Annotated in this window: 19 protein-coding genes, 1 tRNA gene and 1 pseudogene; 7 read left to right on the top strand and 14 right to left on the bottom strand. The window is 68.7% G+C overall.

What is annotated here, in order from left to right:
• Positions 1-270 precede the first annotated feature (270 nt).
• The 7 genes and pseudogenes from ACZ60M_RS05080 to ACZ60M_RS05050 form a co-directional block, all read right to left on the bottom strand.
• A pseudogene (locus ACZ60M_RS05080) lies at positions 271-987 on the bottom strand (HNH endonuclease signature motif containing protein); the annotation flags it as partial.
• Between the two features lie 801 nt (positions 988-1,788).
• Positions 1,789-3,048, bottom strand: coding sequence for a hypothetical protein (locus tag ACZ60M_RS05075; RefSeq protein ID WP_465414836.1), 1,260 nt, complete (start codon positions 3,046-3,048; stop codon positions 1,789-1,791).
• A gap of 17 nt (positions 3,049-3,065) precedes the next feature.
• A complete protein-coding gene (locus ACZ60M_RS05070) occupies positions 3,066-4,355 on the bottom strand; it encodes a hypothetical protein (RefSeq protein ID WP_465414834.1) in 1,290 nt (429 codons plus the stop codon).
• 64 nt (positions 4,356-4,419) lie between these two features.
• On the bottom strand, positions 4,420-4,950 hold the full coding sequence (locus ACZ60M_RS05065; protein ID WP_465414832.1) for a DUF3180 domain-containing protein: 531 nt from the start codon (positions 4,948-4,950) through the stop codon (positions 4,420-4,422).
• The gene (gene folK, locus ACZ60M_RS05060) at positions 4,947-5,468 is read right to left on the bottom strand and encodes a 2-amino-4-hydroxy-6-hydroxymethyldihydropteridine diphosphokinase (protein ID WP_465414830.1); all 522 of its coding nucleotides are present in this window, start codon (positions 5,466-5,468) and stop codon (positions 4,947-4,949) included. Before folK ends, ACZ60M_RS05065 begins: the two co-directional genes overlap by 4 nt.
• Positions 5,465-5,830, bottom strand: a complete 366-nt coding sequence (gene folB, locus ACZ60M_RS05055) for a dihydroneopterin aldolase (protein WP_465414828.1) — start codon at positions 5,828-5,830, stop codon at positions 5,465-5,467. The genes folK and folB overlap by 4 nt, the downstream gene beginning before the upstream one ends.
• 52 nt (positions 5,831-5,882) lie before the next feature.
• Positions 5,883-6,512 (bottom strand): hypothetical protein, encoded by a 630-nt coding sequence (locus ACZ60M_RS05050; protein ID WP_465414826.1) that lies wholly within the window; start codon positions 6,510-6,512, stop codon positions 5,883-5,885.
• Between the two features lie 58 nt (positions 6,513-6,570).
• On the opposite strand from ACZ60M_RS05050, the gene ACZ60M_RS05045 reads away from it, so the two are divergent.
• From ACZ60M_RS05045 to ACZ60M_RS05030, 4 genes are all read left to right on the top strand, one after another.
• A tRNA-Arg gene (locus ACZ60M_RS05045) sits at positions 6,571-6,646 on the top strand.
• Positions 6,647-6,810: 164 nt separating this feature from the next.
• Complete coding sequence (locus ACZ60M_RS05040; protein WP_465414824.1) at positions 6,811-7,503, top strand: glycoside hydrolase family 11 protein; 693 nt, start codon at positions 6,811-6,813, stop codon at positions 7,501-7,503.
• A gap of 199 nt (positions 7,504-7,702) precedes the next feature.
• Positions 7,703-9,391, top strand: coding sequence for a hypothetical protein (locus ACZ60M_RS05035; RefSeq protein ID WP_465414822.1), 1,689 nt, complete (start codon positions 7,703-7,705; stop codon positions 9,389-9,391).
• Positions 9,388-9,789 (top strand): hypothetical protein, encoded by a 402-nt coding sequence (locus ACZ60M_RS05030; RefSeq protein ID WP_465414820.1) that lies wholly within the window; start codon positions 9,388-9,390, stop codon positions 9,787-9,789. Before ACZ60M_RS05035 ends, ACZ60M_RS05030 begins: the two co-directional genes overlap by 4 nt.
• A 190-nt stretch (positions 9,790-9,979) precedes the next feature.
• On the opposite strand, the gene ACZ60M_RS05025 is transcribed toward ACZ60M_RS05030, so the two are convergent.
• A complete protein-coding gene (locus ACZ60M_RS05025) occupies positions 9,980-10,291 on the bottom strand; it encodes a hypothetical protein (RefSeq protein ID WP_205325899.1) in 312 nt (103 codons plus the stop codon).
• A gap of 490 nt (positions 10,292-10,781) precedes the next feature.
• Between ACZ60M_RS05025 and ACZ60M_RS05020 the strand changes: the two genes are divergently transcribed.
• Together ACZ60M_RS05020 and ACZ60M_RS05015 are read left to right on the top strand one after the other, a co-directional pair.
• Positions 10,782-11,027 (top strand): DUF397 domain-containing protein, encoded by a 246-nt coding sequence (locus tag ACZ60M_RS05020; protein ID WP_465414818.1) that lies wholly within the window; start codon positions 10,782-10,784, stop codon positions 11,025-11,027.
• A 119-nt stretch (positions 11,028-11,146) separates the two neighbouring features.
• Positions 11,147-12,031 (top strand): helix-turn-helix domain-containing protein, encoded by an 885-nt coding sequence (locus ACZ60M_RS05015; RefSeq protein ID WP_465414816.1) that lies wholly within the window; start codon positions 11,147-11,149, stop codon positions 12,029-12,031.
• Positions 12,032-12,156: 125 nt separating this feature from the next.
• Here ACZ60M_RS05015 and ACZ60M_RS05010 read toward each other — a convergent pair whose 3' ends face one another.
• From ACZ60M_RS05010 to ACZ60M_RS04990, 5 genes are all read right to left on the bottom strand, one after another.
• On the bottom strand, positions 12,157-12,975 hold the full coding sequence (locus tag ACZ60M_RS05010; protein ID WP_465414814.1) for an SAM-dependent methyltransferase: 819 nt from the start codon (positions 12,973-12,975) through the stop codon (positions 12,157-12,159).
• Between the two features lie 78 nt (positions 12,976-13,053).
• Positions 13,054-13,875 carry an SAM-dependent methyltransferase gene (locus ACZ60M_RS05005; protein WP_465414812.1) on the bottom strand — a complete coding sequence of 274 codons (822 nt, stop codon included), beginning with the start codon at positions 13,873-13,875 and terminating at the stop codon, positions 13,054-13,056.
• Between the two features lie 225 nt (positions 13,876-14,100).
• Positions 14,101-15,234 carry an LCP family protein gene (locus ACZ60M_RS05000; protein WP_465414810.1) on the bottom strand — a complete coding sequence of 378 codons (1,134 nt, stop codon included), beginning with the start codon at positions 15,232-15,234 and terminating at the stop codon, positions 14,101-14,103.
• Positions 15,235-15,328: 94 nt separating this feature from the next.
• Positions 15,329-16,273, bottom strand: a complete 945-nt coding sequence (locus ACZ60M_RS04995) for a UDP-glucuronic acid decarboxylase family protein (protein ID WP_465414808.1) — start codon at positions 16,271-16,273, stop codon at positions 15,329-15,331.
• A gap of 83 nt (positions 16,274-16,356) precedes the next feature.
• Positions 16,357-17,850, bottom strand: coding sequence for a sugar transferase (locus tag ACZ60M_RS04990; protein WP_465414806.1), 1,494 nt, complete (start codon positions 17,848-17,850; stop codon positions 16,357-16,359).
• A gap of 277 nt (positions 17,851-18,127) precedes the next feature.
• Here ACZ60M_RS04990 and ACZ60M_RS04985 point away from each other — a divergent pair, with 277 nt between their 5' ends.
• Positions 18,128-19,288 carry a glycosyltransferase family 4 protein gene (locus ACZ60M_RS04985; protein ID WP_465414804.1) on the top strand — a complete coding sequence of 387 codons (1,161 nt, stop codon included), beginning with the start codon at positions 18,128-18,130 and terminating at the stop codon, positions 19,286-19,288.
• On the opposite strand, the gene ACZ60M_RS04980 is transcribed toward ACZ60M_RS04985, so the two are convergent.
• The gene (locus ACZ60M_RS04980) at positions 19,285-19,986 is read right to left on the bottom strand and encodes a CDP-alcohol phosphatidyltransferase family protein (protein ID WP_465414802.1); all 702 of its coding nucleotides are present in this window, start codon (positions 19,984-19,986) and stop codon (positions 19,285-19,287) included. The two genes, ACZ60M_RS04985 and ACZ60M_RS04980, sit on opposite strands and share 4 nt — an antisense overlap.
• Positions 19,987-20,020: the final 34 nt, after the last annotated feature.

Here is a 20,020-nt window from a genome sequence, read left to right as displayed (position 1 = left end):
GATCGCCTTGTCGCGGTCGATGGCTTCGGCCATGCCGTCGAGTTCGGGTTTCATGGTCTCGGACCATTCCGACCGGTACAGCCCGGTCGGGAACACATCCCATTCGGTGCCCTGGTGCTCGGCGTCCATGTCAGTGTCGGTGCGCCAGTCGGAGCAGCCGCAGCCGTGACTATCACTGCCGCTCAAGGCTTCGTGGCCGTCGTGATGGGTGATGATCGCCTGGCCGGGGCCGGTCTTCTCGACCGACCAGCCAGCAGTGTGTATGCGGCTGTGGTGGAACCGGCACAGCAGGATCAGGTTCTCGGCGACCGTGGGGCCGCCGTCGGCCCAGTGCTGGATGTGGTGGGCCTCGGTCCAAGCGACCGGCCGCTCACAACCCTGCCAGGCGCAACCTTCCGGTTGCTCAAGCTCCAGCTTCCTGCGCAGCGACGTGTTCGGGAGCCGCATCGCCCGACCCAGTTCGACCGCTTCACCGGTGGCGTAGTTGAAGACCGAGGGGATGACCCCCGCTTCGCAGGCCAGGAGACGGGCGCGGGCTACCGAGATCGGCTGCCCTTCCAGGAGCGGGAGACGCCCGGTGTCCTTGCCCTGCAGAGTCTCGATATCGACCACCAGGTCGAGGGTCGCGGTGTGCCCGTGCCGGGTCGCCGCCTGCGGGGACGACCCATAGCCAGCCAGGAGCTGGTGGAAGGCTTCAGCGTGCCGGTTCGCCTGCGCGGGCAGCAGGCCCTCGTCTTCGGTGTCTTCTTGGCGTGGTGGCGGGCAGGCCGTCTGGAGGTACTTGTCGAGGAGGCGCCCGGTCGCATCTGAGAGGGTGCCTTCGAGCGCCCACATGCCGTTGGCCTGGGGTGTCAGTTCCAGGCGCTGCAGGGACTGCTCACCCAACTCGTCGAGGAGTTCGACTTCTTCGGCGATCGAGGCCCACAACTCGTCGAGGTGGCGGCGCAGCTCCTTGAACGAAGCGTGCTGGCAGTACTGGGCGACCATCGCCTCAGGAGTCGCACACAAGACCTGGGGGTCGAAGGGGGAGGGGACCGGAGCGCGGAAGGGGGTGCGGGCGAACAGGCGCATCGCCGGAGTGAGATCGAGCTGGCGGACGGCGTGGGCGACCTGGTCGATCCTTGCTGCCCCTGTCGTTGCCGCTCTTGCCAGGAGACGGAACTTCCCCGACAGTCGGGCGATCGCCGCGATGTCAGCGGCGGTCCGGTTGTGGAAGTCGAATTGGGAGACCAGCAGATCCCGCAGGGCGGAGAACCCGAACTCCGAGCGGTGGAGCCCTGCTTCCTTCATCTCGATCACTGAGGCGAGCACTGCCGCGTGCTGGGCGTTGATCAATGCGGCGGCGTCATCCAGAGCCGAGCGGATAGCTGCAGCCTTGGAGTGGCGGTCGGTGGAAGCGAGGGGGACCGGGGTGGTGTTGTTTGCGGCCATTGGTCTCGCCTCCTTCCATGTTCTCGAATGATCTGCCTGTTTTCACATCCTTGTTCGTATCTCAATCATGACATACGAGCCGTAGTGGCGTCATCACCCAATAGGGTGAATTCTCCATTGAGGAGCATCAATATCCCGCCCGAAACCACCTGGGGCGCAATACAAACCATTTCCGAGATGGCGCTTCGCGCCGGCCCGGGCCAGCGCGCTGCCCGCCTGCCGCACTGCACACCTCCAAAGGAGAACACCCCTTTGTCGCTGCCCGGTTTGAGTTCGACCCAACATTCCCTGTAAGCCGCTGAACGCACAGCGGCCGACCGCCTTCTCAGGCGGTCGGCCGTTTTTAGCTTGATGGCTTTAGCGTTGCGGGACTGTCGCGTCCGGGAGGGTGGGTTCGAAGAGGCCGGTGCCTTCGGGGGTGCCAGTGGTCGGTTCGAAGGGGATCATCTCCTGGGTGTAGATGCCGTTGTCGGGCGCGGGCTGCTCCTTGGGGCGGCCCAGGCGGTCGAGGGCGAAGGAGATGAACAGGGCGACAAGGAGAACGCCCGCGTCGATCGCGTACGAGTAGGCGGCCTGCCAGGACTCCGGGCCCGCGTCGGCGACGATCTGGCCCCACAGGACCAGGCCCGCCCACACGGCGACCGTGGCGAAGACGATGCCGAACACGCCGCCGCGGCGGCCCCACAGGCTCGTCCCGGCCAGGAGCGCGATCGCGAAGGCCAGGAGCTGCAGCGACACGTCGGTCGGGTAGGTGCCGTACGGGCCGAAGCTCACGGCCGTCTCGGCTTCGGTGAAGCCGATGTCGTACATGTACGTCACGAAACCCGAGGCCGCGGCCAGGAGCATCGACAGGACCGTGCCGCCCAGTAGCAGGAACACGGCCGAAGCGGAGCGCTCGCCCTCGCCGTCGGCGAGGCGCTTGACCGCGCTGAAGCCGTCGCGCAGCCCGTTGAAGAGGCCCCAGAGGCCGCCCGCGATCGCCAGCGCCGCCGCGCCGCCCAGCAGATAGAGGCCGTTCGGCGGGCCGGGCAGGGTGAGGTTGCCGGGGTCGGCGAGGTGCTCGGTCACGGGGACGGCCGCGAGGACCGCCGCGCCGACCACGAGCCCTGCGAACCAGGCCGGGACGCGGAAGGCGGCGACGAGCAGGACGTAGAGGAGTCCGGCGACGGCCGCCGCGCCCGCGACGTAGCCCATGTAGAGCCACACGTTCGCTTCAACCGGGACGGCGACGGCCACCGCGAGAGCCATGGCGGGCACGGCCAGGTTCACCGCACCGAGGCGCAGGGACATGCCGATGGCCAAGGCCGCCAGGAGGATCGGCGTCAGGTACAGGGCGTGGGTGTCGAGGGCGTTCATGAGGCCCTCGTCGAAGAGGTCGTCGCGGCGGCGGTAGACCAGGAAGAGCGCGTTGAGGGTGAGCAGCAGGAGGATCGCTTCCCAGATGAACTGGAAGGCGACCCGGTCGCGCGGCTCGGTCGGCTCGGCGGGTTCGACGGGGGCGGGGGTCTGGCCTGCGAAGGGGTCGACGGGGCCGCCGTCGGGCTGGCTCGGGATGGCCGGGGGCGGCGTGATCTCGAGCTGGCGGGTCTCGTCGCGTTCGGGCGGGACGTAGGTCATGCGTCAGTCCTTTGTGGTCAGCGGCCCTGGCGCGGCGAGCCGTAGCCGTCGCGAGGGGAGTCGCGCAGGTCGTCGAAGACGCCGGAGGCGCCGAAGGGGTCGGCGTTCGCGGTCTGCTTGGGGATGGCGCCGGTGGTGCGGAAACCGCCCGTGTTCGTCCACGGGTCGCCGGAGCCCAGGCCCGCGAAGTCCTCGTCGTACTCGCCGGCGCTGTCGGGGTCGCGCTCGCGGTCGCCTGGCGGGTCGTCTTCGCGCAGGTCGGCGAGGGTCCCGGCGCGGCGGGTCGAAGCCGTCTCGGTCTCGTCGGCGACGTTCATGACCTCGACGAGGCGGGTCACGAGGAACCCGGCGACGATGGCGCCCAAGGCGATCCAGCTCGGGTCGAAGGACCAACCGCGTCCTTCGGCGAGCCACATCAGGCCGAGCACGAGGGCCGAGGCGAACACGGTGCCGCACACGCCGCCGCGGCGGCCCATGAGGCTCGTGCCGCCGACGAGGGCCGCGCCGAGCGCGACCACAGTGAGCAGGATCGGGTCCGGCAGCGCACCGGTCTCGGGGTCGGCCGTCCAGGCGGCGACGACACCGGCGGCACCGGCGAGGGTGGAGGACATGAGCACGCCGAAGAAGACGAGCCCGCCTCTGCCGTGGCGTTCACCTGCGGGGGTCTCGCGGATGGGGGCGAGGCGGGTGCGCACACCCGAGAACGCGCCGACAAGGCCGAGGAACAGGGAGACGCCGACCGCGCCGCCGAGCGCGGCCAGGACCGCGGTATTCGGCAGCTCGGCGAGCATGAACGCCGAAGGGTCGCCGGCGGAACCGGCCCACAGGCCGATGGCGCCGCCGACCGCGCCGCTCGCGGCCCAGCCGGGGGCGCGGAGCCAGGCCGTCAGGGTCGCCAGGACGATGCCGACGAACGCGGCGACGCCGAGGCCGACACCGAGCGCCATGGCCGAGCCGGAGCCGGAGGCGTCGGTGAACATCCAGGCGGCCAGCAGGCTGATGGGGCCGACGGCCAGGTTGACCGCGCCGACCCGCAGGGAGATCGCCATGGCGGAGGCCAGCATGGTCACGGGTGCCAGGGCCGCGAAGAGGCCGGTCCAGGAGCCTTCGGCGAAGGGCCCGCTGCTCGACTGCGTGAGGGCGAACAGGACGCCGCCCGCCAGGAGCAGGAGGCCGATCTCCCACACGACGTGGACGGCCATGCGGTCGGACGGGGTCTCGTCGTCGCCCGAAGGCGACGGCTTCCCTGCGTCAGTTCTGATCAGCGTCGTCGAATCATCGTTTCGACTTGAAGAGTCAAACTTCATGGGGCGCACCTCTAAACGCGCAGAATATTGGGGATATGGGGATGGGTTCAGCAATCGGGGTCGGTCAGGGACGGGGTTCCCGCTCGTCGTCCTGCGGGGGAATGCGGCAGGAGTGTTCGAGCCAGAGCGCTGCCGCGGTGAGCGCGGCGCACGCGACGGTGCCGAGGACCGCCGAGGGCAGGTCGTCGGCGGCGGCGGTCAGCCGCCCGGAGTTGGCGGCGAGCCACACGGTGAATCCCAGGTAGGCGCCGAAGAACGCGGCACCGGCGATCGCGGCGGCCTTGGCCAGGACCGCGGAGCGGGCGATCTGGAGCGCGTGCCCCGGACCTGCCACACCGCCGGACGCGTTCGCCGTCTGCGCCTGCTTTCGACTGGGGCGCAATGTCTTCCGGGTGTTCCACGCCATCCACGCCAGCAGCACTGCCAGCGCGAACAGGACCGCGGAGTTGTACCAGGCGAGGCTGGGGGCCTCCTGGTAGTAGCGGGCGACGAGCAGCAGCGTCAGTGCCGCCCCGGCCAGTCCGACCACCGCAAGGGTGGACGGCGCTGTCGGCCGCAGGCTCGGTCGGGGACCGTGCTCGTCGTCACTACTCATGATGGCTTCGACCATATCGGGTGGAGCCTGCGGAGTGCGCGCGCGTCCGCCGCGAGGGACTCGTCGCGTAGCAGCTCCCTCACTCGGCCCCTGCCGGGAAGCTCGGCGTCGCGGTCGATCGCGAACCACGGGACCAGCACGAACGCCCGCAGATGGGCGAGCGGGTGGGGCAGCATGAGGCGCGGCTCGTCGGAGTGGACGGGCGCGCCGTCGTCGCCGGTGACGGCGATGAGGTCGACGTCGAGGGTGCGCGGGCCGTAGGGGCGCTCGGGGTCGCGGACGCGGCCGGCTTCGGCTTCGAGGCGCTGGCCGAGGGCGAGCCAGTCGTCGGCGGTGCGGTCGGGGTCGGAGGCGATGACGGCGATGTTGTAGTACGTCGGCTGCTCGTCGTCGCCGCCCCAGGGCGGGGTCTCGTATACCTCGGAGACGGCGTCGGGGTGGACGGCGGCGATGGCGGCGGTGAGGGCGGCTTCGCGGTCGCCGAGGTTGGAGCCCATGCTGAAGACGACGCGGGTCATCGTTTCGGCCTTTCGATGGTGACGGAGACGTCGGTGAAGTGCTGGGCGATGGGTGCCTGCGGCTTGTGGACGGTGACGGCGGCGGAGTGGACGCGGTCGATGGCGAGGCAGGCGTCAGCGAGGCGTTCGGCGAGGGTCTCGATGAGGTTGACCGGTTCCCCGGCGACGATGTCGGCGAGGGTGTCGGCGAGCTCGCCGTAGTGGACGGTGTGCCGGAGGTCGTCGCTGGCGGCGGCTTCGCTCGTCGAGGTCCGCAGGGAGACGTCGATGATGAAGTCCTGCCCGGCTTCGCGCTCGTGGTCGAACACGCCGTGGCGACCGTGCACCCGCAGGCCGGTCAAGGTGATCAGGTCGGTATCCACGCGCCGAGCCTACTCGAACGGGCGGGTGCGTCGAGGAAGGACGGAGCGGGGGCTACTCGGCCTCGTCGTCTTCTCTGACGCGGACGACGAGCCAGGTGGCGACGGCGAGGATGACCCCGGCGGCGAGGATGGGGATGAGGCGGAGGTTGCCTTCGAGCCAGTCGAGGAGTTCGAGGTACTGGGAGGTGGGGTCGACGAGGACGAGGGCGGTGAAGAGGGCCGCGATGCCGCCGATGCCCATGACGAGCCAGGAGCGCCAGCCGCCCGCGATGCCGAAGCGGCGGCCGAGGACCTGGGCGGCGTTGAAGATGCGTTTGGCGCGCAGGACCCGGATGGAGCCGACGAGGGTGGCGAGGCGCAGGACCTGGGCGCCTCCGGCGGCGAGGACGAGGCTGACGAGGGTGAGGAGGCAGACCAGGAGCATCCACTTGTGGCGCCAGAGCCATTCGCGTTTGCGTTCGGCGGCGAGGAGGAGGATGACGGACTCGGCCCACAGGACGATCCCGGCGGCCCAGCCGATCACCTTGCCCGCCAAGGCCATCTCGCCGTCGGCGCCGAGGGTGAGGAAGACGGCGGGCACGGAGGCGCAGACGGCGATGATGACCGGGAGCCGCAGTTTGAACTGGAGGAACCGGGCTACGACGGTGAGCTTGTCGGGGCGCCAGAAGGGGGTGGGAGGCACGGTTCCAAACTACCGGTCGGGCGCCGCGCCGCGCGGATCGGCTAGACTCTGCTCTCGCGCCCCCGTAGCTCAGGGGATAGAGCGTCGGTTTCCTAAACCGTGCGTCGCAGGTTCGAATCCTGCCGGGGGCACCATCCTGATCAGCGACACCTTTCTTTCACTCTGCGAGGGTCGCACCGTGCCCGGGTTCTGAAACTTCCGGAGAAAGTTCCGATAGTTCACCGAAACTTATTGACGCGCGTCGATGCCGTACGCATACTTCTCAGATCGATAGACTTCTATGCGATCTGGAGGACGCATGTCTGAAGACCACTCCCGCCGCGCCCCGCTCAGCCGCCGCAGCCTGCTGCTCGGCGGCGGGGCCCTCGCGCTCGGCACCGCCTCGGCGCTCGCCGTGCCCGGCATCGCGAACGCGCAGACCCTGACGCAGAACGCGACCGGCACCCACAACGGGTACTACTACTCGTTCTGGACCGACACCCCGGGCAAGGCGTCGATGACCCTCGGCTCGGGCGGCAACTACAGCAGCTCCTGGAACGGCGCCAACAACTGGGTCGGCGGGAAGGGCTGGGCCAACGGCGGACGCCGCACCGTCAACTACAACGGCTGGGTGCTCCACGGCAGCAACGGCTACCTGGCGCTCTACGGCTGGACCTCCAACCCGCTGGTGGAGTACTACATCGTCGAGTCGCACGGCCCGTACAACCCCAGCAGCGGCGCCACGAACCGCGGCACGGCCTACATCAACGGCAGCAACTACTGGCTCGGCCAGTCCACGCGCTACAACGCGCCGTCCGTGGAGGGCACCAAGACCTTCCAGCAGTACTGGAGCGTCCGCCAGAACCTCCGCAGCTCCGGCACGATCGACACCGGCGCCCACTTCGACGCCTGGGCCCGGGTCGGGATGAACCTCGGCGCCTTCAGCTACTACATGATCATGGCGACCGAGGGCTACCAGTCCACCGGCAGCTCCAACATCACCGTCAGCTGACCCGAAGAAGAGGGAGGCGCGGCGGTCCATCCGCCGCGCCTTCGGCATGTCCCCCACCGAAACCCCCTTCTTGATAACTTGACAAAAACTCGCAAACCCAGCTACGCTCATCCTTCTTCTTGTAGAAGAAACAATAATCGAATCCAGGTTCCCGGCCAGACCCCATCGGCATGCGGGCCCCACCCCCACGGAGACACTCATGACCACCCTCACGACCGCCGGACTCGCGCCGCCGGGCAACTCCGCTCGCCCAGCGCTGTTCGGCCGACCGGAACCGAACCGAGACCAGACCGGCAACGCCACTGTCCACCTTTGCGCCGCCGCCTACCTCGACCCCGGTTTCCGAGAAAGGGTCCTGACCGAGGTGTACGCGCGCCGCGACCGCGCCGTCGCCCCCAACCCCGGCACCGACGCAGTCCCCGTGCTCCGGCATGCGCGCCGGGCCAAGGCGATCGACCTCGCCGAGCACGCGGCACTCACCGCGATCCTGGCGTCCATGCTCGCGATACCTGCGGTCAACCGGTTCGCACTGCTCGCGAGCCTCGGCGCATGGCTGCTCATCAGCCTCAAGTTTCGCGACTTCGCCGATGACCGCCGCATCGCCGCGCCGCCGCGGACCAAGCCTGAAGACGACGAGGCCACCTGGTACGACCGGCACTTCACCTGGCGGAAACTCACGCTGGTCGCTGTCGGCCTGCTGATCTTCCTCTGGCTCGACTTTCGCCTGGCGCCGACGCCGATACCCACGGCGGCCTGTATGGCGGTCGTCGGCGTCGTATGCGCGCTCTTCGAATGGGTACGGGTGCACTGCCTCTCGCGGATACCGAAGGACCTCGACGCGACACCGAACCTCGGGCGGCGGGCCGCCTACATCGGCAAGGCGCAGCGCGCCGAGGTCATCGCCCGAGCACGCGACGACAGCGAACTCCGGTTCCCCGGATACGGCAGCCGCCTCGGCGGCATGCCGTTCTCGATGGCGCTACGCCCTCAAGCCGGCATCGAGAACAGCGAAGCACCGGGGAAACTGCCGTTCACCGTCGCCGAGCTGCACCGCCGTCTCCGAGAGCACACCGAGTCCCTGAGCGAGGACACCGAGGCGACCCGCGGCGTGCTCGCGCTTGAGGTCGCCGACCAGTACTTCGTGTCCGACCGGTACATCACGACCCCGGTCCTCGCATTCGCTGATCTGCCCGACAGCGCGCGGCGGCACCGTCCTGCGGAGACCGTCGCCGACCAGCCGGACGCGCCAGTACGCAGGTACCTGCGGTGCCAGGTCTCCGCGCAGGACGACGAGGAGGTCGCCACCCTTTTCATGTACTTCACACTGCAAGGCGAGACGCTCTACATGCGCCTCGACCAGTGCGTGCTCCCGCCGACGAGAAAGGAGTACCACGTATTCCGGGACGGCCGTCTGCACTACAAGCGGGCCTCGGCCTGGTCGGGCGCCTCTGCCGCAGCCGTCGCTCCGATCGAGACGCTTCGGGCTCCGATCGCCCTGCTGAAGGCGGTGTACCGCAGCGTCAAGCTCCAATTCGAAGCCCGACCCGCGCTGCGAGGATGGCGGCCGGTGGACTGCGGCGCGCAAGTCGGTATCCGTGAACTCGGCTACGACCGCGAACATCTGAATCGCGACACCTCCGACGCCTTCCAGGCCCTCAACATTCTCCACCAGCAGACCCTGTTGGCGCTCAAGGCGTTCCTGCAGGAGCACCGCATCGACACCAGCGCCCTCGACGATCACATGACAGCCGTCGTCAACTACGGCGTCATCAACAACGGCGAGTTGAACGCCGGCGCCGTCGGCGCAGGAGCACAGGTCACCGCAGCATCCATCGGATCGAACAGCACCGGCACCGTCCAACAGGCACCAGGAAAGGGCACAGCATGAACCAGGATGAAGAGCAGGGCGGGTACGTGTTCCGGGGGAACGTGCAGACCGGGGCCGTGGGGACCGGGGCCTCGGCGACGGTGGGGGCCATCGGGGACGGGGCCCGCGGGTACGTGTTCACCGGCGGGGACGGGGTCGATCAGGAGTTGCGGGCCGAGCTTCTGCGGCTCGTCGGGGAGCTGCGGGCGGCGCTCCATGCGCAGCGCGAGGAGGTGGGCCCGGGGTACGAGGCCATCGCCGAGTGCGTCGACGATCTGGAGGAGTCGGTCGCCGAGGCGAAGCCGCCCGCGCGGCTGCGCGGCAAGCTGAAGGCCATGGAGCTCTTGGTGAGTCCGTTCGCGGCGCTCGCCGAGCTCGTGTCGAAGCTGCTGGACCTGGTGCAGCGCAACCAGTCGTAGAACGCGGAAGCGGGCGGGGCCCGAGGTCCCGCCCGCCGTTCTCAGTGTGTCAGCACTGTTCGCGAAATTGAAGTCGAATGCAGAGCTCGGGGAGGCCCCCACCGGCCTCCCCGAGGCTCTATCCCACCAAACAGAACAAAGTCTCAGGGGCGCGCTTCCCCTGCCGGGTCCGCGCCGTCTTGCTGCGGCCCTAGCGGAACCGCGCCGTGTAGATGTCCCCGTCGCGAATCCAGGCGAGCTGGAGGGACGCGAACATGTCGTCGACGATCTCCTCGTCGGGGAGCCCGTAGTGCTCGCCGAGGCTCCTCCCGCGGTAGTGCCACAGGAGTCCTGCCTGGACCTGGGCGGCATCCGCGGTGTGCTTCCCGCACGAGCGGGCGCAGCGGTAGAGGACGTGGCCGCTGCGGTCGTACTCGATCGCCATCACCTGCTGACACATCGAGCTGCGCAGCTTTCCTGCCGCGGCCGCCCCCAGCAACGTCTGGGCCTCAAGACGTTCCATGGCACCCAACCTCTCTCCGGCGACGATCGGACCTCACCGGAACGGGTTCCGGCCAGGTTCTGCAAAACCACTGGCGTGTCCGGTTATGCGATGCGGGCCGCCGCGAGGCGAAGGCGATTGCCGGGCCGAGGGATTTGCATCCCATTGGCCGACGATGCGCCGTCGCGCACACGAGCGCCGGTTTGACGGCTTTTCGAGTCCGTGACCACGGTCGCACACTTTGAGCGTCCATGTCTATGTGCATTCTCACATGAATCTTAACATGCATCAACACCGGGCAGATGCACGTGCATCCGCCCAGGCATCCTCATGTGCACTCACCCTGTGTAATGTGGGACACTTGATCCGACCTGCGCTGGGGATGTCGGAAAACTCCTCCGCACGGCCGCTCTGGTAGGGCCGTGCCCGGAATCTCCCGGTGACCCCTGATGCCGGTCACATTTCCGAAAGATCCGGCCGGACACGCCGGCCACTGGTGGAAGGATCTCGAATGGACAAGGCACGCAACGGCATCCTGGCAACGGAACTGCCCTCGACGCTGCAGTGGCGCAAGAGCGTCCGCAGCGGCCCGAACGGCGGCAACTGCGTCGAGCTGGCGACGCTTCCTGGTGGGGAGGAGATCGCAGTGCGGAACTCGCGTTTCCCCGAGGGCCCGGCGCTGATCTACACGGTCGCCGAGATCCGGGCGCTCGTCGAAGGCGCCAAGGACGGCGAGTTCGACGACATGATCGGTTAGACAGCCTCCGGGCGAGAGCCCAAGGGCTGCACACTCACCCTGGCGGGGCCGCCCGAGCGGTTACCCTGTCAGGGTGAGTTTTTCGTCCACTGCGACTTGATCTCGGAGGGAGGTGAGCAATGGCGAAACTCAACCCGGACGACCTGCCTAGCGGGACGACCACGCTGCGCCTCATGATCGGCGGCAAGCTCCGGCAGCTGCGCCAGGACGCCGACATCTCCCGCGAGGACGCCGCCTACGAGATCCGCGCCGACGCCTCCAAGATCAGCCGCATCGAGCTGGGCCGCGTCTCCTTCCGCCTGCGCGACGTCGAAGACCTGATGATCATGTACGGCGTCACCGACGAAGACGAGATCAAGCGCGTCGTCGAGATGGCCCGCGAGGCCAACCGGCCCAGCAAATGGAAGCGGTACAACGACTTCCTGCCCGACTGGTTCAGCAACTACCTCGAGATGGAGGGCGCCGCCTCCATGATCCGCACCTACGAGGTGCAGGTCATCCCCGGCCTCCTGCAGCACGAGGCGTACGCCCGCGCCGTCATGATGCTCGGCTACGGCCACACCCCGCTCACCGAGATCGACAAGCGCATCGAGGTGCGCATCAAGCGCCAGGAGATCCTGGACCGCACCGAGAAGCGGCCCGAGCTGTGGGCCGTCATCGACGAGGCCGCGCTGCACCGCCCCTTCGGCGGCGCGAACGTCATGCACGGGCAGATCAAGGCCCTCATCGAGTACTGCGACAAGCCGAACGTCCGCGTCCAGATCGTGCCGTTCACCGCCGGGGCCCACTCCGGCGCGGGCGCGCCCTTCACCTGGCTGCGGTTCGCCTACGAGGAACTCAACGACGTCATCTACCTGGAGCACCTCACCGGCGGCCTGTACCTCGAGCGCGACAACGAGATCGACGCCTACCAGGCGGCCATGGAGCACCTGTGCATCCAGGCCACGCAGCCGCACCGGACCCAGGACTTCCTGCACCAGATCCTGAAAGACCGTTACAGCTAGTAACGGCCGCGGGGTCTGGACGTTCCTGCAGCGATTTCGCGATTTCACCCGATCGGGTGAGGCTTCTTCGCCGTGAGAACGCCAAAGGCGCGCGCCGGGCCGGCGCGCGCCTCCTATTTCGTTCGCTATGCCTTGTAGCCCAGACCGGCCATCATGATCCGGTGGTACGGCTCGAGGTCCTCGGCGGCCGGGACCTCGTGGTCGGGGTCGCCCGGGAACCAGCGCGGCACCCACTCCAGGCCCGGCTCGACGAGCGGCAGGCCCTGGAAGTGCGCGAGGATCTTCTCGGGCTTGCGGACCCAGCCGTTGCCGAGCGCTTCGAGGCCGGCTTTCTCGATGGCCTTCTGCTGCTCCTCACCGGTGTCGGCGAAGTCCGTCATCAGCAGGTAGGAGCCGCTCGGGCACGCGTCGAGCAGGTGCCCGACCCACTCGCCAGGGTGCTCCGAGTCGTGGAAGTGCATGAAGAGCCCCACGACCATCAGGCCGATCGGGCGGTCGAAGTCGATGACCTTCCTGACGTCCGGGTGGTCCAGGATGCTCTGCGGGTCGCGCAGGTCAGCGGTCACGATCGTCGTGGACTCGTTGGTGGCCAAGAGGGCCCGGCCGTGCGCGAGCACGATCGGGTCGTTGTCGACGTACACGACCTTCGCGTCCGGGTTGATCTCCTGGGCGACCTGGTGCGTGTTGCGCATCGTCGGCAGGCCCGCGCCGACGTCGAGGAACTGGTCGATCCCGTGCTTCGCCATATAGGCGACGCCCTTCTCCAGGCCGAGGCGGTTGTCGATCGCGACCTCGCGGGAGTTGGGCACGTGGTTCATGTACGCCGCGGCGCCTTCGCGGTCGGCCGCGAAGTTGTCCTTGCCGCCGAGGATCGCGTCGTAGACGCGGGCGATCGTGGGACGGGAGATGTCGAAGTCGGGGACGTACGCTTCGTTGTCTGACATGGGCTCTGCCTCTTCCTCAATCGAACGTGGGGACGCGGCGCGCTTCCCTGCCGGCACGCGCCGCCGAAGTCTCGGGCGCTAGGCCTTGTAGGCCACGCCGGCCATGATGATGCGCTGGTGCTCTTCGAGGTCGGCCTCAGCCGGGACCTCGCGGTCGGGCTCGCCGGGGAACCAGCGAGTCGGGTAGTCCAGGCCCGGGGGCACCAGCGGCAGGCCCTGGAAGTGCGCGGTGATCTGCTCGGGCGTGCGGATCCAGCCGTTGCCGAGCGCCTGGATGCAGGAGGTCTCCATCGCCTTCTGCTCGGGGAAGCCGGTGTTCGCGAAGTCGGTGATGTGCAGGTACGACCCGCTCGGGCACGCGTCGAGCAGCGTCCTGATCCAGCTGCCCGGGTCCTCGTCGGGGTGGAAGTGCATCATCAGGCCCACGACCATGAGCCCCACGGGGCGGGTGAAGTCGATGAACTTGTTGACCTCGGGGTGGTTGAGGATGCTCTGCGGGTCGCGCAGGTCCGCGGTCACGATCGTCGTGGACTCGTTGTCGGCCAGGAGGGCCCGGCCGTGCGCGAGCACGATCGGGTCGTTGTCCACATAGCAGACCTTCGCGTCCGGGTTGACGCGCTGCGCGACCTGGTGCGTGTTCTCCATCGTCGGCAGGCCCGCGCCGATGTCGAGGAACTGGTCGACCCCCTGCTTCGCGACGTACTCGACGCCCTTGGAGAGGCCGAGGCGGTTGTCCTGGCTGGCCTCTTTGATCTTCGGGACGTACTTCGCGATCATCGCGGCGCCTTCGCGGTCGACCGCGAAGTTGTCCTTGCCGCCGAGAGTCGCATCGTAGACGCGGGCGATGGAGGGCCTGGAGATGTCGAAGTCGGGGACGTACTCGTCTGCGTTCTCTGCCATCGGTGCAGCCTCTTCGTCGAAGGAACGGTGAAAATATCCTACGACCTTGATCACACCGCGGAACGTCGGGATCACCCCATCGGGCCACAGTGCTCACATTTGCTTCAAACGAATCACTAGGCACACCAACCACTTCAGATGACAACCGTCCACAGCGGTCGCGAAAACGCGAGGGAACGACGAAGGGCCCGAACGCATCCGTCCGGGCCCTTCGGTCGAGTCTGGCTACTCTTCCTCGTCCTCGGGGTTCGCCGCGATCCACTCGGCGACCTTGTCGTCCCGCACGGCCTCCCAGAGGCTCACGGCCTCGGGGTTGCTCGCCGCGGGGTCCTCCGGGTCGTCGGCGTAGACGACGACCGACTGGCCGCCCTGCTCGCCCGTGCCGAGGTTCGGCGTGGTCATGAAGATGAGGTCGTCGCTGCGCATGTCCATCAGGTTGATGGCCGTGGCGACCGCGTTGAACTCGGTGTCCACCTTCACCGCGTCCGAAGTGGACGAGATGAAGGAGGTGAGCTTGTCCTCGTCCGTCAGGACGCCCGCGCTCAGTGCGGAGTCCATGATGGCCTTGATGAGCTCCTGCTGGTGGCGCATGCGGGCGAAGTCGCCCTCGTTGTACTGGTAGCGCTGGCGCACGTAGTCCAGGGCCTCGTCGCCGTAGAGCTTGTTCGGACCGGCCTCGAAGAACATGTGGTCGCCGTGGATCGACTCGATGCCGGGCGGGTCGGTGATGTAGCCGTCCGCGTCCGCGGCCTCGACGTCCATGGTGACGCCGCCGAGCGCATCGACGACCGCGACGAGGCCGTTGAAGTCGATCTCGATGATGTGGTCGATGCGCACGCCGGTGAGGTTCTCGATGGTGCGCACGGTGAGGTTCACGCCGCCCCACGCGTAGGCCGCGTTGAACTTGTCGAGCGTGTCCGAGACCGTCGCCTCGGGGTCCTCGGGGATGTAGACGTAGAGGTCGCGCGGGATCGAGATGCCGTAGGCGGCGTTGCCGTCCTCGTTGACGTGCATCAGGATCGTCGTGTCCGAGCGCGCGTCGGCCTCGTCGTTGCCCTCGCGGTGGTCGGAGCCGATCACGAGGAGGTTCATCGCCTCGTTGAGGCGCTCGGGGCGGTCCTCCTCGGGGATGGCGTCGAGGTCGAACGCGCGGTCCAGGTCCTCGTTGGTGCTGTTGGCGGTGGACCAGACGGCGAAGCCGCCCCCGGCCGCCGCGATGGAGGCCACCAGGCCGATCCCGGAGCCGATGAGGCCCCGGCGGGTGGGGCCGCCGGCCGCCTCCGCGGCAACACGGGCACCGCCACCACCGGCGGGAGGCACCGAGGCGCTGCCGCGGTAATTGGAGCCATATTGCGTCATGATCCCAGCTTACGTGGTGGCCGCCAGGGACCTCGGGCGCGCAAGCCCCAGTCGTACTTCAGAATCCTGAAAGGTGACGGTGAGTCCGAACACCTTACGGCTTGGTGGCGAAGTAATCGATGGTCGTCTTGAGACCCGACTCATAGTGGACCTGCGGCTCGTAGCCGAGCAGTTCGCGGGCCGCGGTGAGGTCGGGGCGGCGGCGCTCCGGGTCGTCCGAAGGACGGTCCTTGTACTCGATCGTCGAGGACGAGCCGGTCAGTCGCAGGATGATGTCGGCCATCTCCCCAACGGTGAGCTCGTACTCGGTGCCGAGGTTGACCGGGCCGTACTCCCCCGACTCGAGGAGCATGATCAGGCCGCGCACCAGGTCGTCGACGTAGCAGAGCGAACGCGTCTGGGTGCCGTCGCCGTAGATCGTCAGCGGCTCGCCCGCGAGGGCCTGCGAGATGAAGTTCGGGATGACGCGGCCGTCGTCGGGGCGCATGCGCGGGCCGTACGTGTTGAAGATCCGCACGATCGCCGCGTCCAGGCCCTTGTGGCGGTGGTAGGCCGCGACGGCCGCCTCGCTGAAGCGCTTCGCCTCGTCGTAGCAGGAGCGGATGCCGACCGGGTTCACGTTGCCCCAGTAGGACTCCGGCTGCGGGTGGACGAGCGGGTCGCCGTAGACCTCGGAGGTCGAGGCCATGAGGAAGCGGGCGCCGTCCGCGAGCGCGCGGTCGAGCGCGTGGAACGTGCCGATCGAGTCGACGCGGAGGATCTCCAGCGGGATGGTCTCGAAGTCGACCGGGCTCGCCGGGCACGCGAAGTGCAGGACCGCGTCGAAGGGCTCGTCGCCGACGGGCAGCCCCTCGGTGACGTCGGCCTCGACGACGGTCAGGTTGGGGTGCGCCGCCAGGTTCTCGCGAGTCCCGGTGACGAAGTTGTCGACGGCGGTCACATCGCAGCCCTTCGCGAGGAGCGCGTCGACGAGGTGGCTGCCCACCAGGCCCGCGCCGCCTGTCACGAGGATGCGGCTGCCGGTTCCGTAAGTAGTCATCAAGATCCAAGATTATCAGGGTTGGCCTGGCGTTCACCTGGGCGCAAGCTGAGTGTTGGCTCAACGCACGCCGGTGTGCCCGTCTAGTACGCGCCCTTTCGGCGCAACACTACAGCGACCGTGCGGAACAGGATCTGAAGGTCGGTCGTGAGCGACCAGTTGTCGACGTAGTAGAGGTCGAGGCGGACCGCGTCGTCCCAGGACAGGTCGGAGCGGCCCGAGACCTGCCACAGGCCGGTGATGCCGGGGCGGACCAGGAGGCGGCGGCGCACGTCGCCGAGGAAGTCGCCGTTCTCGGCCGGGAGCGGGCGGGGGCCGACGAGGCTCATCTCGCCGCGGACCACGTTGACCAGCTGCGGGAACTCGTCGATAGAGGTGGCGCGCAGCCACTTGCCGACGTTGGTGATGCGGGGGTCGTCCTTCATCTTGAACAGGAGGCCGTCGGTCTCGTTGTGCATCATGAGCGCGGCCTGGCGCTCCTCGGCGTCGAGGTACATGGTGCGGAACTTCCAGCAGCTGAAGGTCTCGCCGTCGCGGCCGACCCGGTTCTGGCGGAAGAACACCGGCCCGGGGCTGTCCATCTTGATGGCGATCGCGACGCCGAGGAACAGCGGCGAGAGCAGGATGAGGCCGAGCACGGAGGAGGAGATGTCGAGGACGTTCTTGACCAGCCAGCCGATGCCGGAGATCTTCGGCTCCTCGACGTGCAGGAGCGGCAGGCCCTCGACGGGGCGGATGTGCACGCGCGGGCCCGCGATGTCCGTCAGCTGCGGGGCGACCACGAGGTCGCGGCCGGTCCCTTCGAGCTGCCAGGCGAGGCGGCGCAGGTCGGACGCGTCGGCCGAGGCCGAGCCGCAGACCGCGAGCGTGTCCGCCTCGAGCTGCTCGGCGCACGTCACGACATCGGTCCCGGCGAAGACCGGGACCGGGGTGTCGAGGTTGCGGACCGAGGAGGCGCCCTCGGTCACGTATATGCCCACGGGGACGAGCCCGGCGGCGGAGGCGCGGCGCACCGTCCGGTAGACCTCGAGGGCCTCGGGGTAGGAGCCGATGAGCAGGACGCGCTGCACGCCGCGGCCCGAGGCGCGCATCCGGTGCAGGCCGTAGCGGGCGCCGTAGCGGAACGCCGAGACGAGCACGGCCGCCGCGAGCAGGATCACCGCGACCGCGACGCGCGAGACGTCGGCTTTGAAGGTCAGCGCGGCGAAGGAGACGAGGGCCAGCATGAACATGGAGGCGCGGATGACCCGCTTGAACTCCTCGTTGCCCATGCCGAAGTAGCGGCGGTCGTAGGAGCCGGTGCCCCACAGGGCGAGCAGCCACGCGAGGGGCAGCAGCAGCCAGACCGTGAGGTAGAAGAAGTGCAGCTGGTCGTTCGTGTCGAACCCGGCGTCGGGCGAGGCCGTGAGGTTCACCGTGACGACGGTGGCGAGGAGGGTGGCGAACAGGTCCGCGCCCACGAGGGCGGCCTGGTAGTACCGGTGCCAGTTCGAGGCCCGGACGAGGCGGCGCCAGGTGGACCGGGTGACCCCGTTGGTGACGAGCTGCGGGTCACCGGTTTCGCGAGTACGAGCCACCGGCGTCCCCGTCCGTCCGTACGGAGCACCTCCACTTCCGTGGAGATCCTTTGCTGGGCGTTCCAGGCTCGTAGCCACTGCACATCCCTGCGGTCGTCAGCTTACGGTGGAGGTGAGTGTCCGCGGGTGGAGATCAGGCTTGCGTCTTCGACTGCGTGATCTCGGCCGGGCGGCCCGCCGACACGGTACCCGACAACCTACACCTATTCGACCGCTGCGGTATGTTCGGCCGAGCCGAAAGCCGTCCGCGCCACCCCCAGAGCACCAGAGGGACCCCGTGAAGATCGTCATCGCCCACAACAGGTACTCCTCGGCGCAGCCGTCGGGCGAGAACACGATCGTGGACTACGAGATCGGGGCGCTGCGCGAGGCGGGCGTCGGGGTGGTGCCGTTCCTGCGGTCCTCCGACGAGATCGCTTCGCTTCCCGCGCATAAGAAAGCAGTACTGGCCGCGTCGCCGATCCACGCGGCCGGGACGCAGCGGGAGCTGGCCGCGCTGCTGGAGCGCGAGCGGCCGGACCTGCTGCACCTGCACAACCCGTACCCGCTCTTGTCCCCTTCGGTGGTGGGGACCGCCCACAGGCACGGCGTCAAAGTGGTGCAGACCATTCACAACTACCGGCACGACTGCGTCAACGGGCTCTACTTCAGGGACGGGCACGACTGCCGGGACTGCCACGGGAAGCGCTGGAACGGGCCCGGGGTGCTGCACGCCTGCTACCGGGGGTCGCGCGCGCAGAGCGCCGTGATGGCCGTCGCACTCGGGGTGCACCAGGGGACGTGGCGCGGCGTGGACCGGTTCATCGCGCTGACCGACGCGATGGCCGCGTACCTGCGGAGCATCGGCATCGAGGACCGGCAGATCCGGGTGAAGCCGAACGCCGTGGCCGACCCCGGGGTCGTGCCGCTCGGCGACGGGTTCCTGTTCGGGGCGCGGCTCGTGCCCGAGAAGGGCGTGGCGCTGCTGCTCGACGCGTGGCGGCAGGCGGACCTGCCGGGGCAGGTGCTGCGGATCGCGGGCGACGGACCGCTGCGGTCCCTTGTAGAGGCTGCGGCGGCTGAACGCGGCGACATCGAGTACCTCGGGCAGCTGGAGCCTGCCGAGCGGGACGCGGCCCTGGCCGCTTCGGCGGCCGTGGTGGTGCCTTCGATCTGGCAGGACATCCTGCCGACCACGGGCATCGAGGCGCTCGCGGCGGGCCGCGCGATCGTGGCGACCCGCATGGGCGGGGCGCCGTTCATCGCCGGGGCCGACACGGAAGCGCCTGCGGGCGTGGCGGTCGAGCCGGAGCCCGAAGCGCTCGCGCGGGGCCTCGAAGCCGTGGCGAAGGATCAGAGCTTCGCCGGGAACGCCAGGGCCCGTTACGAATCGGTCTTCGCGCCCGAAGTGACGCTGCGGCGCCTCATCGAGATCTACGAGGAACTGATCGCGTCCTAACGCAGGCTGGCTCGGGCGTTGCTCGCGATGCTCGCCAGCAGGAAGAGGGCGTTCACCGCGCCGAAGCCGACCAGGACCAGCCACATGAGCTCGGGCCGGATCAGGGCCAGGGCGATGACCACGATGATGAAGCCGTAGTCGCGCACGAGCTTGATCAGGCGGACGACGATGTTGGTGCTCTTGACCATCGAGACGCCGTCGTCCTCTTTGGCCATGACGGCGGTGACGAGGTTGGTCATCCACAGGGCCGCGAAGGCCGCGCCGGACCAGGCGGGCAGCCAGGGCGTGTAGGCGTCGGCGACGGCCACGACCACGGCGACGACCGAGGCCTGGATCGCGATGTCGCACAGGATGTCAACGCGCGCACCCGCATCGGAGCCAGTGCCGGTGACGCGGGCGAGCTGGCCGTCCGCGCAGTCGAGCATGTACGCGACCTGCCAGAGCACGAGCGCACTGAGCGCGACGGGCCACCACGGGGCGCCGTCCTTCGCGGCCGGGATGTAGGCGATGACGGCGGCGCTCGCGGCCAGGCCGAGGACCAGGTTCACGAACGAGATGTGGGTCGGCTTGAGGCCCATTCGCCATGCGGCGTAGGCGAAATAGGCCGCGCCCCGCTGGTCGAGGAGCGTGGCGAGTCCGCCGCCGCGGTGGGCGGCGAGGAAGTCGGCGGGCCGGCGGGACGGGCTCTGGTCGGTCACGCGGGCATCTTATAGCGCACACCCTGCGTCCCTA

It is taken from the genome of Glycomyces sp. NPDC050141, from assembly GCF_055586545.1.
The sequence above is the reverse complement of the archived record's forward strand: the minus strand, read 5'-3'. Positions and strand labels throughout refer to the sequence as shown.

Coding starts and splice junctions, on each gene's coding strand:
- ACZ60M_RS05075 (WP_465414836.1), bottom strand. CDS start 3,048: ATGACCTACGTCCCGCCCGAACGCGACGAGACCCGCCAGCTCGAGATC.
- ACZ60M_RS05070 (WP_465414834.1), bottom strand. CDS start 4,355: ATGAAGTTTGACTCTTCAAGTCGAAACGATGATTCGACGACGCTGATC.
- ACZ60M_RS05065 (WP_465414832.1), bottom strand. CDS start 4,950: ATGAGTAGTGACGACGAGCACGGTCCCCGACCGAGCCTGCGGCCGACA.
- folK (WP_465414830.1), bottom strand. CDS start 5,468: ATGACCCGCGTCGTCTTCAGCATGGGCTCCAACCTCGGCGACCGCGAA.
- ACZ60M_RS05040 (WP_465414824.1), top strand. CDS start 6,811: ATGTCTGAAGACCACTCCCGCCGCGCCCCGCTCAGCCGCCGCAGCCTG.
- ACZ60M_RS05035 (WP_465414822.1), top strand. CDS start 7,703: ATGACCACCCTCACGACCGCCGGACTCGCGCCGCCGGGCAACTCCGCT.
- ACZ60M_RS05030 (WP_465414820.1), top strand. CDS start 9,388: ATGAACCAGGATGAAGAGCAGGGCGGGTACGTGTTCCGGGGGAACGTG.
- ACZ60M_RS05025 (WP_205325899.1), bottom strand. CDS start 10,291: ATGGAACGTCTTGAGGCCCAGACGTTGCTGGGGGCGGCCGCGGCAGGA.
- ACZ60M_RS05020 (WP_465414818.1), top strand. CDS start 10,782: ATGGACAAGGCACGCAACGGCATCCTGGCAACGGAACTGCCCTCGACG.
- ACZ60M_RS05015 (WP_465414816.1), top strand. CDS start 11,147: ATGGCGAAACTCAACCCGGACGACCTGCCTAGCGGGACGACCACGCTG.
- ACZ60M_RS05010 (WP_465414814.1), bottom strand. CDS start 12,975: ATGTCAGACAACGAAGCGTACGTCCCCGACTTCGACATCTCCCGTCCC.
- ACZ60M_RS05005 (WP_465414812.1), bottom strand. CDS start 13,875: ATGGCAGAGAACGCAGACGAGTACGTCCCCGACTTCGACATCTCCAGG.
- ACZ60M_RS05000 (WP_465414810.1), bottom strand. CDS start 15,234: ATGACGCAATATGGCTCCAATTACCGCGGCAGCGCCTCGGTGCCTCCC.
- ACZ60M_RS04995 (WP_465414808.1), bottom strand. CDS start 16,273: ATGACTACTTACGGAACCGGCAGCCGCATCCTCGTGACAGGCGGCGCG.